This window comes from Nitrosomonas supralitoralis (assembly GCF_003011925.2).
GTDB lineage: Bacteria > Pseudomonadota > Gammaproteobacteria > Burkholderiales > Nitrosomonadaceae > Nitrosomonas > Nitrosomonas supralitoralis.
Window position 1 is genome coordinate 20,822 of the sequence record NZ_PXXU01000034.1, and the last position, 16,151, is coordinate 36,972.

Annotated in this window: 18 protein-coding genes; 9 read left to right on the forward strand and 9 right to left on the reverse strand. The window is 42.3% G+C overall.

From position 1 onward, the window contains the following. Window positions 1–199 precede the first annotated feature (199 nt). The 4 genes from C7H79_RS11280 to C7H79_RS11295 all read left to right on the forward strand — a co-directional run bounded on the left by C7H79_RS11280 (window position 200) and on the right by C7H79_RS11295 (window position 2,798). On the forward strand, window positions 200–955 hold the full coding sequence (locus C7H79_RS11280; protein ID WP_106707366.1) for a hypothetical protein: 756 nt from the start codon (window positions 200–202) through the stop codon (window positions 953–955). A 212-nt stretch (window positions 956–1,167) separates the two neighbouring features. Next, the gene (locus tag C7H79_RS11285; RefSeq protein ID WP_172592421.1) at window positions 1,168–1,635 is read left to right on the forward strand and encodes a HEAT repeat domain-containing protein; all 468 of its coding nucleotides are present in this window, start codon (window positions 1,168–1,170) and stop codon (window positions 1,633–1,635) included. Window positions 1,636–1,725: 90 nt separating this feature from the next. Next, window positions 1,726–2,190 carry a hypothetical protein gene (locus C7H79_RS11290; RefSeq protein WP_147383596.1) on the forward strand — a complete coding sequence of 155 codons (465 nt, stop codon included), beginning with the start codon at window positions 1,726–1,728 and terminating at the stop codon, window positions 2,188–2,190. 404 nt (window positions 2,191–2,594) lie between these two features. Beyond that, window positions 2,595–2,798 carry a hypothetical protein gene (locus C7H79_RS11295; protein ID WP_106707369.1) on the forward strand — a complete coding sequence of 68 codons (204 nt, stop codon included), beginning with the start codon at window positions 2,595–2,597 and terminating at the stop codon, window positions 2,796–2,798. A 483-nt stretch (window positions 2,799–3,281) separates the two neighbouring features. Here C7H79_RS11295 and ubiE read toward each other — a convergent pair whose 3' ends face one another. Further along, a complete protein-coding gene (ubiE, locus tag C7H79_RS11300; RefSeq protein WP_106707370.1) occupies window positions 3,282–4,016 on the reverse strand; it encodes a bifunctional demethylmenaquinone methyltransferase/2-methoxy-6-polyprenyl-1,4-benzoquinol methylase UbiE in 735 nt (244 codons plus the stop codon). A gap of 54 nt (window positions 4,017–4,070) precedes the next feature. Beyond that, window positions 4,071–4,481, reverse strand: coding sequence for a gamma-butyrobetaine hydroxylase family protein (locus tag C7H79_RS11305; protein ID WP_106707371.1), 411 nt, complete (start codon window positions 4,479–4,481; stop codon window positions 4,071–4,073). An 88-nt stretch (window positions 4,482–4,569) separates the two neighbouring features. Here C7H79_RS11305 and phoB point away from each other — a divergent pair, with 88 nt between their 5' ends. Further along, window positions 4,570–5,292: a phosphate regulon transcriptional regulator PhoB gene (gene phoB / locus C7H79_RS11310; RefSeq protein WP_106707372.1), complete on the forward strand. Its 723-nt coding sequence runs from the start codon at window positions 4,570–4,572 to the stop codon at window positions 5,290–5,292. 157 nt (window positions 5,293–5,449) lie between these two features. Then, window positions 5,450–6,757, forward strand: coding sequence for a phosphate regulon sensor histidine kinase PhoR (phoR, locus tag C7H79_RS11315; RefSeq protein WP_106707373.1), 1,308 nt, complete (start codon window positions 5,450–5,452; stop codon window positions 6,755–6,757). A 164-nt stretch (window positions 6,758–6,921) separates the two neighbouring features. On the opposite strand, the gene C7H79_RS11320 is transcribed toward phoR, so the two are convergent. Both C7H79_RS11320 and lgt read right to left on the reverse strand, forming a co-directional pair. Further along, entirely contained in the window at window positions 6,922–7,305 is a 384-nt protein-coding gene (locus tag C7H79_RS11320; RefSeq protein WP_106707374.1) for a hypothetical protein, read from the reverse strand. A 112-nt stretch (window positions 7,306–7,417) separates the two neighbouring features. Beyond that, entirely contained in the window at window positions 7,418–8,245 is an 828-nt protein-coding gene (gene lgt / locus C7H79_RS11325) for a prolipoprotein diacylglyceryl transferase (protein WP_106707375.1), read from the reverse strand. Between the two features lie 99 nt (window positions 8,246–8,344). Here lgt and ilvD point away from each other — a divergent pair, with 99 nt between their 5' ends. From ilvD to C7H79_RS11340, 3 genes are all read left to right on the forward strand, one after another. After that, window positions 8,345–10,018, forward strand: coding sequence for a dihydroxy-acid dehydratase (gene ilvD / locus C7H79_RS11330; protein ID WP_106707376.1), 1,674 nt, complete (start codon window positions 8,345–8,347; stop codon window positions 10,016–10,018). 237 nt (window positions 10,019–10,255) lie between these two features. Then, window positions 10,256–10,567 (forward strand): c-type cytochrome, encoded by a 312-nt coding sequence (locus C7H79_RS11335; RefSeq protein WP_106707377.1) that lies wholly within the window; start codon window positions 10,256–10,258, stop codon window positions 10,565–10,567. An 86-nt stretch (window positions 10,568–10,653) separates the two neighbouring features. Then, window positions 10,654–11,070 carry an OsmC family protein gene (locus C7H79_RS11340; RefSeq protein WP_106707378.1) on the forward strand — a complete coding sequence of 139 codons (417 nt, stop codon included), beginning with the start codon at window positions 10,654–10,656 and terminating at the stop codon, window positions 11,068–11,070. A gap of 37 nt (window positions 11,071–11,107) precedes the next feature. Here C7H79_RS11340 and lipA read toward each other — a convergent pair whose 3' ends face one another. From lipA to C7H79_RS11365, 5 genes are read right to left on the reverse strand one after another with little or no spacing between them, the layout of a single operon-like run. Next, window positions 11,108–12,052, reverse strand: coding sequence for a lipoyl synthase (gene lipA / locus C7H79_RS11345; protein ID WP_106707379.1), 945 nt, complete (start codon window positions 12,050–12,052; stop codon window positions 11,108–11,110). 13 nt (window positions 12,053–12,065) lie between these two features. After that, window positions 12,066–12,713, reverse strand: a complete 648-nt coding sequence (gene lipB / locus C7H79_RS11350; RefSeq protein WP_106707380.1) for a lipoyl(octanoyl) transferase LipB — start codon at window positions 12,711–12,713, stop codon at window positions 12,066–12,068. A 6-nt stretch (window positions 12,714–12,719) separates the two neighbouring features. Beyond that, entirely contained in the window at window positions 12,720–12,986 is a 267-nt protein-coding gene (locus C7H79_RS11355; protein ID WP_106707381.1) for an HP0495 family protein, read from the reverse strand. A gap of 31 nt (window positions 12,987–13,017) precedes the next feature. After that, window positions 13,018–13,887, reverse strand: coding sequence for a D-amino acid aminotransferase (locus C7H79_RS11360; RefSeq protein WP_106707382.1), 870 nt, complete (start codon window positions 13,885–13,887; stop codon window positions 13,018–13,020). A gap of 30 nt (window positions 13,888–13,917) precedes the next feature. Next, window positions 13,918–15,039, reverse strand: coding sequence for a D-alanyl-D-alanine carboxypeptidase family protein (locus tag C7H79_RS11365; RefSeq protein ID WP_106707384.1), 1,122 nt, complete (start codon window positions 15,037–15,039; stop codon window positions 13,918–13,920). Between the last annotated feature and the right edge of the window lie 1,112 nt (window positions 15,040–16,151).

Here is a 16,151-nt window from a genome sequence, read left to right on the forward strand (position 1 = left end):
ATTTGCCACATTGCATTTACGTGATAAGAAAAATAATATCGCGCACTGAAATAAGTTCTTTTCTTCAGGGAGTAAAGGTTTCCAGGGATGAGAGAAAAGAATGGCTTTCAGTTGCCCTTTGAGATCCACCTCAAAAGGCAACTTTAGTGAGAAAAATATAAATCATTCTATTAATAAGTTAAAAAGGGGTCTTTGTAACATGTTAACAAAACAATTCAAGTGTTTTACCCATACCGCCCTAGCGGCAGCTCTGCTGCTGGGCTTCTCACAAAATGTATTGTCGCATACTCGTCTGGAAATTCCTGTGGGGATTGAAGGAGTCAGAATTACTAACAATGTAGTTATTTCTCATGGTTGCGGAGATAATACTTTCGTAACTAAAAGCTCAGTGGTTTTTCCTGATGGTGTTGATTCAATTGTCAAAGTTAATGGCACGGTTTCATCCGACACGATCGATGTGCACGTTGCAAACTGGGGAAATTTGTTTCAGAAAGTATTGGATCCAAGTGTTTTTAAAGCGGAAGATGAAAAGACTAACGCAGACGGTAATGTAGTAGGATTTTATGTGAATAATGGCAAAATGCCAGACCATTATGCAAGCTATCTTAAATTCAGAGCGGGTGCGGTTTTGTTTGAACCGACTTCTTGTGCTTCGAGCATTAAAATAGTTATACCAGTTGCGGATATTTGTAAACCAACACCGATATCAGGTTTTGCCGAAGGCAAGCTAAATCTATGGACACCTGCGGTAGGCTCTGATTATGACGGCCCCGGATTGCATGGTTTTGATTCTCCTGCCTCTTATACGGTAACTCGTGATCTCGTTAAAAATCCACTTCCTGGCAGTTGTTCAGTTGCAGGCGACGCAGTTGACTTAGTCCCATCCGCCGCGCAGATTAATCGTGATATGCCAATCAAAAACAAGAAAGGTGTACAAGTTTGGCCAAAGCCCTAAGTGCAGTGGCAATGTATTAACTTTTATTTGCAAGAGGAGATGGACAGTGTGGGAGTTCTTGTTCATCTCCTAATTTTTGAGGAGCAATGATGTTGAAATTACCAAACTATAAGAGCGAGATAATCATACAGTTCGTTATATTTTTTATGAGCGTGGCTGGATTTACAAATCATGTGTTTGCCGATAGTGCGAAAGTGAATTTAGGTTCCAGCATGGATTCCATCCAAATTTATTGCATGGCGGTGCATGGTGATGCGTTGGAACCGGATGCTGGTTTTACTAAATCGATCGTTAAGCTTTCGCAATCAAATGACCCCGCGAGAAGAGTAAGTGCATTGTCGCAATTGGCCGTGAAAGGCTTGATTGACGCGGAAGTCGTGCAAAAAATTCTACAAGCCGCGATTCAAGATTCCGATCCAAATGTCAGAGGCCAAGCAGTTTATGCGTTTGCGCAACAAGGCTGCGGCGATCTATTTGTTGTACTTGAGCAAGCTTTGCAAGATACTGAACTTTCAGTGCGTTTAATGGCATTGGATAGCCTGGGAGTCGACGAAAGGAGCGCGGCATTGCTGAAGCAAGTGATTGAAGACGAAGATGAAGCTCAAGCTATTAAGGATCTAGCTGCCATGAAGCTCGAATTTTTAGCTGCACATAATCAGGTTCAGGATAACGGTATTTAATAAGCCGTTTACGTTGTAGCGAGATTATAAGACGATATCTGATGTTCGCTTTAATTAAAGCGAATGGCAAAAAAAAATTTTAGGAGATTTATGATGCAATTCTCAAATTTAAAGGAGATGCTTGTTTCAATTTTTGGATTCATGGCGATATATGTGGGCACAGTTTCGGCGGATAACCAAGCAGGAAGTTTTTCGACGGGTTTGGCTGCGGCGGTTGATTTTTACCAAGTTACTTGCTTTGATGATGGGAACGGTGTGCCATCCTATCTTGAAGCGCAAGTCAAGGATATGACGGCCAGTACCTCTAAAGTGAGCATACTCGCGTATAAAGGGACTAGTTGCACGACCAACAAGTGCGCACAATTTAGTGTTGACACTACGGATAGCGACACAACATACAGTCCTTTAGTAAAGGTTATACAAGGTTCTGGCGTATACAACCTGTTCGTTATGCATACGGCAGCAGGCGCGGATAGTTATGATGTGGCGTTCCACTGTAAAACTTCCGGTGGTGTGCATACTGGCACCAGTGTCACGTCAAAACAGCAGCAATAATCAATATCCTTATCAATCGAATCGCTGTTGATGCTTAAAAGTGAGAGCGTTACCGGATTTGTGTTGCGAGTGTCGAATCCCAACCACAAACAATACAGACGGTAACGCGCGAGATTTATTATTTTTATAGCAGCCATAACTTATGATTTTTTTGCTCAAAAAAGAAGGGCAAATTCGACTTCCGATCTGGTGACAGATCGAGTCATTTGCATAATTGAGAATGATGATGCTGCGAGCAGATGTTAACTTAGCGAAACAATGCTTAATCTCCAGATATTAAAGGATTTAATGCAAAAAATGGGCATAAAATAAATTGTTTAAGATTTTGGCGGAATTGTAAAGTTAAATTTGATGATCACTCGGGTTAAGTTGAGTGGTAGAAAGTTTCTTTAAGGGAATAAACGGTGAATTTATCAACTTTAAAAGGAATACTTATTCCATTTTTTGGCTTGATGGTGGCTCATGTCGGCACGACTTCAGCGCATAATCAAGCGGGTGGTTGTTCAACAGGCTTGGCTGCAGCGATTGATTTTTATCAAATCGCTTGTTTTGACGCTGCGATGGCAATGGCGCGCCATTCTATCTCGAAGCGCAAGTCAGAGATATGAAAACCAGTTCATCCAAAATAAGCATAATCGTTTATAAAGGTACCAGTTGTACTACCAATAAGTACTCGCAATCAAGTGTCGACCCACAAAGATAGCACACAACATACAGTTCTTTAGCGAAGTTTATACAAGGTTCTGGGGTATATAACCATTCGTTATGCATATCGCAGCAGGTACAGATGGTTATGATGTGACGCTCTACTGTAAAACCTTAGTCGGTGCGCATGCGGGAACCATTGTCGTATCAAGACAACATCAATAATGAGCATCCGCTTTTATAGAAATGTTGTAAGTATTTGAAAGTAATGGTATTAGTATATTTTTTGTCTTTGGGGCTTTGGGATTCTGTTTTTTGGTCGCAATCAAAACAAGAAACAAGACTAGGATTTTATTTACATGCGCTAAATTTAAATTGATTTAAACTCTATTATTACAGACTGGCCATTCATCTGATTAAGCGAATAGCGAAGGGTACATAAAAAATTAAAATTTATATCCCCGGTGGAGCGCCACGATGCCTACAGTCAGGTTAAAATATTCTACGCGTTCAAAGCCAACCTGTTCCATGAGTTCTTTTAACTCATCTTGTGAAGGATGCATGCGTATGGATTCCGCTAAGTATTGATAGCTTTCCGCGTCATTAGCTATTGCTTTTCCCATGGCCGGTAGTAATTTGAATGAATAGGTATCATAGACTGGTTGCAGTGGCTTCCAAATTTTGGAGAATTCCAGCACAAGAACTGTTCCGCCTGGTTTTATGACACGCAGCATTTCTTTCATTGCGATATCCTTATGGGTCATATTCCGTAACCCAAAAGCCACACTGACACAATTAAAATAATTGTCTGGGAAAGGTAATTTTTCGGCGTCACACTGCGCAACCGGAATTGGTGTGCCTGCATCAATCAGGCGGTCACGCCCGATGGAAAGCATGGAGTTGTTAATGTCTGTTAGCCAGACTTGTCCAGATTTCCCGACTTTTTGCAAAAATAATACGCTTAAATCTCCCGTACCTCCGGCAATATCCAATACCTTGTCACCAGGTTTTATGCCGCTGGTTTCAATGACAAAGCGTTTCCATAATCGATGCAGTCCAACTGACATGAGATCGTTCATTAAATTGTAGCGTTCTGCGACAGAATGAAAAACCTCAGCAACTTTGCCTGCCTTTTCATCTTCTGCAACAGTATTAAAACCAAAGTGAGTAGTTTTAGTCATGAGAATAATTTCAATTGAGTTTGATAAAGCGTGTAGAAGATTGTATAAAACTTGTTATTCGCAAGAGTGTTTCATACTTTGAGGTTTAATTTCGTGTTCGCGACTAGCGCCGGCTTCTTCCATGCGCTGCAGATAGCTTTGCCACATTGTATCTTGATTAAGGCCAAAGTTATACAACAGATCCCATGAATAAAGTCCGGTATTATGGCCGTCGGTGAAATTGAGTTGTATGGCATAATTACCAATAGGTTCGATTTTGCTGATACTGATCATTTTCTTGCCAGTTTGCAGCACTTCTTGCCCCGGACCATGGCCACTCACTTCGGCTGAAGGTGAATGAACACGCAAAAATTCACATGAAAATTGGAAAGTTTTGCCATCAGAGAAAGCAATATCCAACATTCTTGATTTCTGGTGAAACTTGATTTCAGTCGGACGAGGTGTTTTTTTAGTCAAGCCAGCCATGATCTGTATTTAATTTGATGAGTTAAAGATATTTGATGGCTCCATTGTAGCAAACTGTGCAAAAAATTAATTGATACAGGGTACACTCATGAGCGCAAAAATACTAATCGTGGAAGATGAGGCGGCAATCCGGGAGTTGATTGTTTATAATTTGCAACAAGCGGGATACGAAGGTATTTGTGCCGAAAATGCAGAGAAAGCAATGGCGATCATCCATGAAGTATTGCCTGATTTGATTTTGCTGGATTGGATGCTGCCGAATATGACCGGAATAGAATTTGCACGAGTGCTTCGGTGTAATGAACGCACTCGCCTTATTCCGATTATTATGCTGACAGCACGAACTCAAGAAGCGGATAAGGTAACCGGCTTGGAAATAGGTGCGGACGACTACGTGACAAAGCCTTTCTCGCCGCGTGAATTGATTGCACGAATAAATGCGGTCTTGCGTCGATTAGTCCCAGAGGCTTCAGCGCAAGTGGTTGAAATTGATGGATTGAGGCTGGATCCGGTCAATCATCGCGTCACGGACGGGAATAAACAAATTGAACTGGGTCCTACGGAGTATCGCTTGTTACATTTTATGATGTCACATACGGAACGTGTGTATTCGCGTAGTCAATTATTAGATCGAGTATGGGGCGATCATGTTTTTGTCGAAGAGCGTACTGTTGATGTGCATATCCGCCGGTTACGGAAAGCTTTGCAATGGACCGGTAAAGACAACTGGATACAAACCGTCAGAGGAGCAGGATATCGGTTCTCTGCAGTTACCGAAGTGCCCATTAAAGACTCAAATACAGAAATATGATTATATCCGTGCCGCATGGTGATAAGAATATAAAAGTGATTGACTTAACTGGTGATGTATATTGTTATGATTCTGCAGATTGAGTCAGTAAATTTTTAAAGTATCAATTCAAACAGAATGTTCTCAGAAAATCGGTTTAATGTAGGATTTTATTTAAGTGTCTGATATCTGGCGACGTTCATCAAACATTCTTTTTCTTGTTTTTATTGCAGCGTTACTATGGATGATTTTTGGTGCTGTGAAGGCACTGATTTTTTTCAGCGTGGCTATGTTATGGATCGCCTTTCATCATATTCGTCATTTGGTTCTACTAGAACGCTGGTTACAGCTTTCTGACCATTCTTCTAAAAGCATCCCAGCTGGTTCTGGCGCTTGGGATGAAGTATTTGCGCATTTGGCGCGTTACGTGCGTCAGCATAGTCAGAGCCAGGAAATTCTGAGCCTTGCCTTAGAGCGGATGCAAAGTGTCACTTCTGCCATGCCCGATGGTATTGTCATTCTCGATAAGAGTGATCGCATCGAATGGTGTAATCCCGTTGCGGAACAGCACTTAGGCATCAGTCTAGGTTTGGATATCGGTCAGCAAATTACCTATCTTGTTAGGCAAATACCTTTTGTCGAGTATCTGGCAGCACGTCAATATAGTAAGCCATTGGTGATAAAGCAAACTAGGTTGTATGGTCAGATTATTTCGTTGCAGTTGGTGCCTTACGGTTATAACCAGAAACTTTTGATCAGTCGAGATATTACACGTTTTGAAAAAATAGAAACGATGCGTCGTGATTTTATTGCTAATGTCTCGCATGAATTACGCACACCGCTAACTGTTATCGGTGGGTTTCTTGAGACGCTATCCGCTGATGATAATGTTAATGCCGGTTTCAATAAGCGTGCCTTGGTGTTAATGACTGAACAAACAACTCGCATGCAGCGGTTGATTGAGGATTTATTGATTTTGTCACGTCTTGAGAATCAGCAGAATATAGTAGCCGATAAAACAGTGAATGTGGTTAGGTTGGCGCAAGATCTTTTGCAAGACGCGGAATCCCTCAGTGCAGGTCGGCATCAAATCAAATTAACCATTGCCTCGCAAGATCAACTCCTGGGGAGCGAGGAGGAATTGCGCAGTGCTTTTGGAAATTTGATCAGTAATGCGATTCGTTATACTCCCGACGGTGGCGAAATAAAGATTAGTTGGGAAAAGTACAATGATCGAGGGTTGTTTTTTGTGCAAGATAGCGGAATCGGGATTGAGTCGGAGCATATTCCGCGCTTGACAGAGCGTTTCTATCGTATTGATAACAGCCGATCAAGAGAAACGGGCGGCACAGGACTGGGATTGGCAATTGTTAAGCATGTTTTGAACAGACATGAAGCGCGTCTCGAAATTATCAGTACGGTGGGTAAAGGCAGTCGGTTTAATATCTGGTTTCCAGCTAAGCGCTTAGTCCTTGGAAATACGTGAACGTGATGAAAAAATATTCATGAAGGGATCATGGTGCTGAGTATATTAAAATAATAATCAACTAAATGAAAAATCGATAGTTGAATAAAAAACAGCCGTCTAATTTCTGACGGCTGTGAGCTCTCTATTGGATCCTTGCAGATCCTACCGCGTGGTTTCTGAAATCATCTGATTACTGATGTATCTTGATCTAGATTAATTCTGGCCTTGTTTATGGCTGAATTATCATGCCCCATTAGCATTTCTCTATGCAGTTCTGCATTATTCATGCTTTCTTCCAACACTGCCTCGTATTCGCGAATATTCGCGACTGTATGCGACCTGAAATCTTGACCTTGTCTACCATAGTAATATGGATGCATTTCATACTCTTCGAGTGCTGCTTTATTTTGTTGTAATTTTGCTTCGGTTTCCTTAGCAATAATTTCATAATATTCTGCCAATGCAGTATGATTGCTGTCATCAATACCTTCCACTGCGAATACTGACGAAGCAGTAAAACTTAACGCCAAAGTTAATATTAATCGTAGGGATTTTTGCGTTTTCATGGTCAGTTCCTCCAGCGAGTATGATTGACATCATAATAGCCGCACTTCGTGTAAGAAGTATATTGGGGAAACCCTGTTTTTCAACTAATGGAAACCATTAGATGTCAAACATCTAATTCTTCTTGCGTTTTCGTGAGTTGATACCTGGCTCAGCATGACTGGTATGGTGTTTTGACCACATAATTGCTGTTATTCCCGCCAGAATCATTGGAATCGAAAGCCATTGCCCCATTGTAATCCCTAAAGTCAGTACGCCCATGAAGCCGTCTTCCGGCTCACGGAAAAATTCCGCGAATGAACGTAAAACTCCATAGCCAATCATAAAAGCGCCAGTAATTGCGCCGGTTGCGCGTGGTTTGGCTGAATAAATCCAGACGAAAATGAACAATACAACGCCTTCAAGCGCAAATTGATACAACTGAGAAGGATGCCTGGGGAGTTCGTCAACATATGGGAAAACCATGCCCCACGGAACGTCGGTGGGTCGCCCCCATAACTCACCATTGATGAAATTTCCAATGCGCCCTGCGGCTAATCCAGGCGGAATCAAAGGAACTACAAAATCAGTTACTGCAAGCCATGGTAATTTATATTTGCGGGAGAGCAATATCATCGCAACGAAGACACCTAGAAAACCACCATGAAATGACATGCCGCCTTCCCAGATAGCGAAAATATGTAGTGGATGATCCAGATAATAACCGAATTGATAGAATAGTACATGCCCCAATCTTCCGCCTAGAACAACACCAAGCATGCCGTAAAATAGCGCATCGTCAAGCATTTCATAGGTAAATGCGGTACGAGGATTGTGCTTGATGCGATATCGCCCGAGCAAAATGAATAACATAAAACCAAGCAAGTACATCAATCCATACCAATGCACGGAAAGTGGTCCTATTGAGACGGCAACTGGATCAATTTGCGGGTGAACGAGCATAGTTTCGGCCTTATTTGCGGTAAAATATCGGGCATTATACCAATTGCATTGGTATACACCGTGCCATAAATTATATTTTTATCTCATTCAGGAGCAAGCATGCCAGATAATAAACGTAGTCGGGCTATTACCCAAGGTACGCAACACGCGCCCAGTCGTGCTATGTTGCGTGCAGTCGGTTTTGACGATGGGGATTTTAATAAGCCTATTGTGGGAGTTGCCAATGGTTATTCCACGATTACGCCTTGTAATAAAGGATTGAACGAACTGTCGTTAAAAGCCGAATCGGCATTAAAACATGCAGGTGCCATGCCACAGATGTTCGGTACCATTACGGTCTCGGACGGGATTTCGATGGGAACAGAGGGCATGAAGTATTCTCTGGTTTCGCGCGAAGTTATTGCCGATTCGATTGAAACCTGTGTGCAGGCGGAGAGTATGGATGGCGTGATTGCTATCGGCGGTTGCGATAAAAATATGCCAGGCGCGATGATCGCAATTGCACGCATGAATGTGCCGGCTATTTTTGTCTATGGTGGCACGATTAAGCCAGGGCATTATAAAAATCAGGATCTGACCATCGTCAGCGTATTTGAAGCGGTAGGGCAGCACAGCGCGCATAAAATCGATGACGAAGAATTGCTGCAGATTGAGCGTCATGCTTGCCCAGGTGCCGGTTCTTGCGGTGGCATGTTTACTGCCAATACAATGTCGTCCGCTTTTGAAGCGATGGGGATGAGCTTGCCATATTCTTCCACCATGTCGGCTGAAGACGATGATAAATTGATCAGTGCCGGGCAATCTGCTGAGGTATTGGTTAATGCCATCAAAAAACAAATTCTGCCGCGCGATATTATCACGCGTAAATCGATCGAAAATGCTGTTGCGGTGATTATGGCAGTGGGCGGGTCTACTAATGCCATACTGCATTTCTTAGCGATTGCACATGCTGCCGAAGTTAAGTGGAGCATTGATGATTTCGAGCGGATACGTGGCAAAGTGCCGGTATTGTGTGATTTGAAGCCTTCTGGACGCTATGTGACTGCTGATCTGCATCAAGCGGGCGGTATTCCACAAGTGATGAAAATGTTGCTGAATCATGGATTGTTACACGAGGATTGCATCACGATCAGTGGGCAAACCATTGCAGAAGTGTTGGAAGCCATCCCGGATTTGCCACGTAACGATCAGAATGTGATTCGCCAATGGGACAATCCGATGTATACGCAAGGGCATCTCGCTATTTTAAAAGGTAACTTATCAACTGAAGGGTGTGTGGCAAAAATTTCCGGTATTAAGAATCCACAGATTACCGGCCCCGCGCGTGTATTTGAATCGGAAGAGACTTGTATGGCAGCGATTTTGGCGCGTGAAATTCAAGCCGGCGATGTAGTGGTGATTCGTTATGAGGGCCCTAGAGGTGGTCCGGGTATGCGCGAAATGCTTTCGCCGACTTCCGCCTTAATTGGCGAAGGTTTGGGAGATTCCGTCGGATTGATAACTGATGGTCGTTTTTCCGGAGGTACTTACGGTATGGTGGTCGGACACGTGGCGCCGGAAGCTTTTGTCGGCGGAACCATTGCGTTAGTGCAGGAGGGGGACTCAATTACCATTGATGCTGAACAGCGATTGTTGCAATTGAATGTCCCTGATGATGTGCTTGCGCAGCGGCGTGCATCATGGCAACCACCACAGCCACGTTATTCGCGCGGGGTACTTGCTAAATATGCGAAACTGGTATCAAGTGCTAGCGCAGGAGCAATAACGGATTAATCCTTTGCATTATTGCGAATTTTGTCGAAGCTTTTTATAACTGAGCTGGAACTAAATAATTTATCCTAAAGTCTTAGCAAGGCAGTATTATCAGAATTTGTAGTTGGAATGATAAGTATGTGAGGATATAGAGCAACAGATGGGATATTGAAGATCACTTACTTAAAGGAATTGCTGCAAGTCTGTAAAGTTCGAGTTAGAATAACAGCTCATTTATAATTTTAATAAGGAAGAGATATGAAAAATGTATTAATTGGAGCAGTAGTTGTGTCTGCCTTTTTCTTAGCGGGTGTTGCGCAAGCAGACGCCGATTTGGCAAAAAACAGCGGTTGTTTGAATTGCCATAATGTTGATACAAAGTTGGTTGGTCCAGCTCTGAAAGATGTTGCTGCTAAGTATGCAGATCAAGCCGATGCATCTGCATATCTAGCAGAAAAGATTTTAAAAGGAAGTAATGGTGTCTGGGGCCCGATCCCAATGCCGCCAAATGCTAATGTTAGCCCAGAAAATGCTAAAGTGTTAGCTGATTTTATCCTGACACTGAAGTAATAAGCATTCAGAATTCAGAAAAGCCGACGCCTAACAGCGTCGGCTTTTTGTTTGCAGAAAATTTTTATTATTGCAGTGGAGTAACGATGGAGTCTCGTATTAAATGGAAAGGTAATGTCAGTTTCCTGGCCGAGTCCGGCAGTGGTCATTCTATATTGATGGACGGCGCACCTGAAGCAGGTGGTCAGAATCAGGGGCCACGTCCAATGGAAATGCTGTTGATGGGGCTAGGCGGTTGCACTACATTCGATGTGGTGCTGATTCTGAAAAAAAGTCGACAGGAGATTACTGATTGTGTAGTGGAAATTGCGGCCGAGCGTGCGCTTGTTGATCCTAAGGTATTTACCCATATTCATTTGCATTTTATTATCACGGGTAATAATTTGAAGCAACTCCAGGTCGAGCGTGCGATTAATTTATCATCTGAGAAATATTGCTCTGCTTCAATTATGCTTAAGCAGACTGTTAAGATAACGCATGATTTCGAGATTATTAATACCTAGCTCCAGCTATAAAATAATCGTATAAAAACTTATACGGCTAAAGTAACCCAGATTCATGCGCTTGCTGATCGGCGTGATAACTGGAGCGCACCATTGGGCCACAGGCGGCATGACTAAATCCCATTGCAAATGCTGCTTGCTCGAATGCTTTGAATCCTTCGGGCGTGACATAACGCATTACTGGCAAATGACCGATACTGGGCTGTAAATATTGACCGATGGTTAACATCTCCACATTATGTGCGCGCAAATCGTACAATACTTCCATGATTTCGTCATCTGTTTCTCCTAGACCTAACATCAGACCTGATTTTGTCGGGATATGAGGAAAATCTGTTTTAAAGTCTTTTAGCAATTTCAATGAGTTTGCATAATCTGCGCCGGGCCGACACTGCTTATATAATCTTGGTACGGTTTCGAGGTTATGGTTTAAAACATCCGGTGGGCAAGCCGTGAGTTTCTCCAGCGCAATTTCCAAACGACCTCTAAAATCAGGGACCAGGGTTTCGATCTTGGTATTTGGTGAATGAGTACGTATTTCGCGAATACAATCGACGAAGTGCTGCGCGCCGCCGTCGCGTAAATCGTCACGATCCACACTGGTAATCACTACATATTTCAATCGCATTGCAGCAATTGATTGCGCCAGATGTAACGGTTCATCGGCATCGGGAGGCTTGGGTCTGCCGTGCGCGACATCACAGAAAGGACAGCGTCGTGTACATAAGTCGCCTAAAATCATAAAAGTTGCCGTTCCTTTTCCAAAGCATTCGCCAATATTGGGGCATGACGCTTCTTCACAGACCGTATGAAGCTTATGTTCGCGCAATAGTCGCTTAACTTCGTAATAGCTTTCACTATTGGATGAGCGAACTCGAATCCAGGAAGGTTTGCGCAGTAGATCATTGCGTGATTGCGGTGCTATTTTGACGGGATTACGTGCGGTTTTGTCAGCGCCTTTTTGCCGAGTATCAGTGGTCATAATGATAAGTTGATTATCCTTTAAGAAGTTTTACTTGTAATTGATCTGCTAGCTTGTTGCTTAAAATTTCTAATCCATCGGAAATACCCAGATCTTTAGTTTGTGTAACTTGCATCCCACTATAACCACACGGATTAATGTAGGAAAATGGAGTCAGATCCATATTCACATTCAAAGCGATGCCGTGATAACAGAAATTTTTCTTGATTTTGAGCCCTAATGATGCAATTTTAGCATTGCCAACGTAAACACCTGGCGCTTCAACTCGCCCCGTCGCATTAATGTGATAATACCTCAATAAATCGATCACAGCGCTTTCCATGTTTCTGACCAATTCGCGTACACCGAGTTTTAATCGGCGTATATCCAGCAACAGATATGCAATAATCTGTCCCGGTCCATGATAGGTGATCTGACCGCCACGATCTGTTTTTATTACACCAATGCCGTGACTGTTTAATAAATGTTCGTCCTTTCCTGCAATGCCCTGAGTAAATACGGGCGAATGCTGTAATAACCAGATTTCGTCGTGAGTTAAAGCAGTTCTGGTCTGAGTGAAATCCCTCATAGCTTGCCAGATTGGTAGATAATCCGATAGTCCGATAGTTCTGATATTAAAGTGCCGCTGTTCATGCATGGATAGTAAGTGATGGTGGTGCATAAAGAGTCACAGCACTATCGCGACCATGGGATGATCGGATAATGCCTGATATAAAGAATCCAGTTGAGTTCTGGAGGTGGCTCGAATGGTGCAGGTGAGACTTAAGTAAGTACCATTCTTGCTAGTTTTGATTGCCGTAGTGGTAACATCGAAATCTGGGGCATGGTATTTAACAATCGCCAGTGTTGCTTGAGTAAAATTCTGTTGAGCTTTACCCATAATCTTAATTGGAAAATCACAAGGATACTCGATTAATGAGGCTTGTTCTGTCATAACTGAAAATTAAATATAACTTGAATTTAAATCAATTTGTTAATCGATTTGTGACTTGCTCACGCATGCGAGTCGCTTTATATTCTTGATAAAGTGCATGCAAACGTTTGAATAATTCTCCCGGTTTCCCATCTCCCACGGGTTTGTTGCCTAATAACGTGATCGGCATGATTTCTTTGGTCGACGATGTCAGCAGAATTTCGTCAGCTATACTTACCTCTGTTTCAGTAATTTCTCTGATTTCATAGGGAATTTGATTGTCTTCTGCTAATTCAAGCACCACATCATATGTGATTCCAGGCAGCATCAGATTGCTTTTGGGGGGTGCTAATAGAATCTCTTCCTTAACTATGAAAATGTTACTTGCGGCACCCTCAGTCAGAAATCCATTTCTGAACAAGATAGTTTCGACTGCATGCACATCCACCGCCAGTTGACGCAACAATACGTTGGGTAGCAAAGAAATAGCTTTGACATCACAGCGGATCCAGCGGTTATCGACAGCTGTAATAGCTGACGCACCACTTTTAAGTAATTCTTGAGATGGCTGCAGCAGCGGATTGCTCATAATAAAAATAGTGGGGAGAACATTCTCAGGAAAAGCATGATCACGCTTAGCGACCCCGCGCGTGATGTGCAGATATAGATATTGGTCTTCCCCCTCATTATTGATAATGACCTGTTCTAAAATCTTTTTCCATACATCATTACTGAATGGATTATTCAAGCGAATGCCATCCAGACTGTGTTGTAGTCGTTTAAGATGCGCAGTAAGTCGGAAAGGTTGGCGTGAATACACCGGTATAACCTCATACACGCCATCACCAAAAATAAAACCACGATCCAGCACAGGAACAAATGCTTCTTCGATGGGCATAAACTTGCCGTTCAGATATATCATGAGAGATTCTTTTGTCGATTTAAGTTGGGATTAATTGAACAACAATTTTACACTATCCCATGCACGGCCCAGAAAACTGGCTGAATCAACTTTTTCCAAGGCTACTAATGGATAAATTTCAACAGTCTTGTCATCAATTGTAAATTTAACCGTACCGACCTCTTGTCCGAGTTGAACAGGTGCAATCAGAGGTTGTTTATACTCCATGGTGGCTTTTAACTTGTCAGCCTGACCTTTGGGCAGCGTAAAAAGAACATCGCGGTCAAATCCGGCTTTCAACTCGTTCTGTGTGCCTTTCCACAAATGAATGGTGGCAAGTGAATCATTTTTTTTGTATAAATGCAGCGTATCGTAAAACTGGAAGCCATAGTTGAGTATGCGTTGACTTTCCATACTGCGTGCATTGGCCGATTTGGCGCCGATGACTACTGAGATCAGGCGTCGTTTGTCTCGTATCGCCGATGTTATCAGACAATAACCGGCCGTTTTAGTCCAACCTGTTTTCATACCATCAACATGTGGATCAATCCATAGCAACCTATTCCGATTAGGTTGGGTGATGTTGTTATAGGTATATTCTTTTAATGAATAAAGCGGGTAGAAATCCGGAAAATCACGAATGATAGCAGCTGCCAGTAAAGTTAAATCATGTGCGGTTGTATAGTGATCGGGGTCAGGCAGGCCGGTGGTGTTGGTGAAATGCGTGTTTTGCATTCCTAAACGCTTAGCTTCATTATTCATAATAATCACGAAGCTTGCTTCCGAGCCTGCAACGGCTTCGGCCAAGGCAATACAGGCATCATTGCCGGATTGAACGATCACTCCTCGGATTAATTCATCCACAGTAACTTGTTTATTAGGCTCGATAAACATGCGCGAACCAATCATGCGCCAAGCACTTTCGGATACCGGAACAGTTTGATCCAGCGTAAGCTGTTTCTGCTTTAGCGCAGAAAACACTACATATGCAGTCATCAGTTTGGTAAGAGATGCGGGTTCTATGCGTTCGTCCACATTTTGTCCGGCCAATACTTGTCCCGTTTGAAAATCTGAGAGCATAAAAGCTTTAGCAGCTACGGAAATATTTTGCTGCTGTGCAGATACTGACGAAACTGCAAGGCATGCTAGCAATAATACAAAAAAAAGCTTCATATGAATCCGCAAAAAATAAATATTATATCTTGCCATCTGAGAATCTAAAACCTTCCTGTTTTAAACACGACAGATGCAAGACAAAAGACAGTTTCTAGAAATTATCATGAGGTGCGCTACATCAGCAATCTGGTTTATTGAGTGATTAGCATTAAGATGAAACATCTACCACTTATCATGAGCAAAGATAGCAGATTTCACAATTATTGGAAGCGAATTTTAAGATATGCAAGTTCAAGTTGAGAGTGCTTCTAAAGTTTAATCATTTTCAAGTTTGATTTTAACCGCCAGGGGCTAGGCTCACCTGCAAATTAATGGCTCTACGAGCGTATACAAGATACCTTGCCGATAATGATGTGATGCTTTATTGCAACTCAGTAAGTGAGTTTTATAATGGATATTCCAGATTAGTAAAAACCCCTTTTTTACTGTACCAGAACCATTATTCTCATGATACTTGCTTTGCAGTGTTTGAGTTGTCAAAATGACCGATAAAAACCGGTTGGCGAGAGCAATGCTCCACCTGGTTTTTAAGGAGTTTGTTCACATTTTCTACAATTTTTGATAAAAATGCATTTTACTTATTTTTATTAGCGATGATGACCTCCTCTTCGGTGATGTTCTCCTTCTCGGTGATGCCCTCTGATATTATGTCCGCCATTCATGTGCCTATGCCCGCCAATGGAGTGTTTATATCTTCTGTCCATATGTCTATTCCCACCGATAAAGTGTCTTTGCATCCTGATGTAGCCTGAATTTATGTAATTAGGCGATTGGTACCCGTAACCGTAGACGGTATTTCGATAATATCCCGAGCCACCATAATAAGGTGTCGCCATACATCCACTGAAAAAAATATTCCGGTTATTGCCAGCAGGATAAGTGTTTTTTTGCATTCATGATGTATCTCTTGGTTAAACCAAAGCACAGATTGTTCGTAAAAATATTTTTCATTTAAACTCACTACTGTCCCGTTAACATCTAATTGAGGCGGCCTGATTTGCCCTGAATTGGTATAATAAGTTTGCTCATAACTTGTTGAACCAACATAGAAAACAAGGCCATGTCACATTATAATACGATATTTTCACAAATACTAAAATTTGTACCGA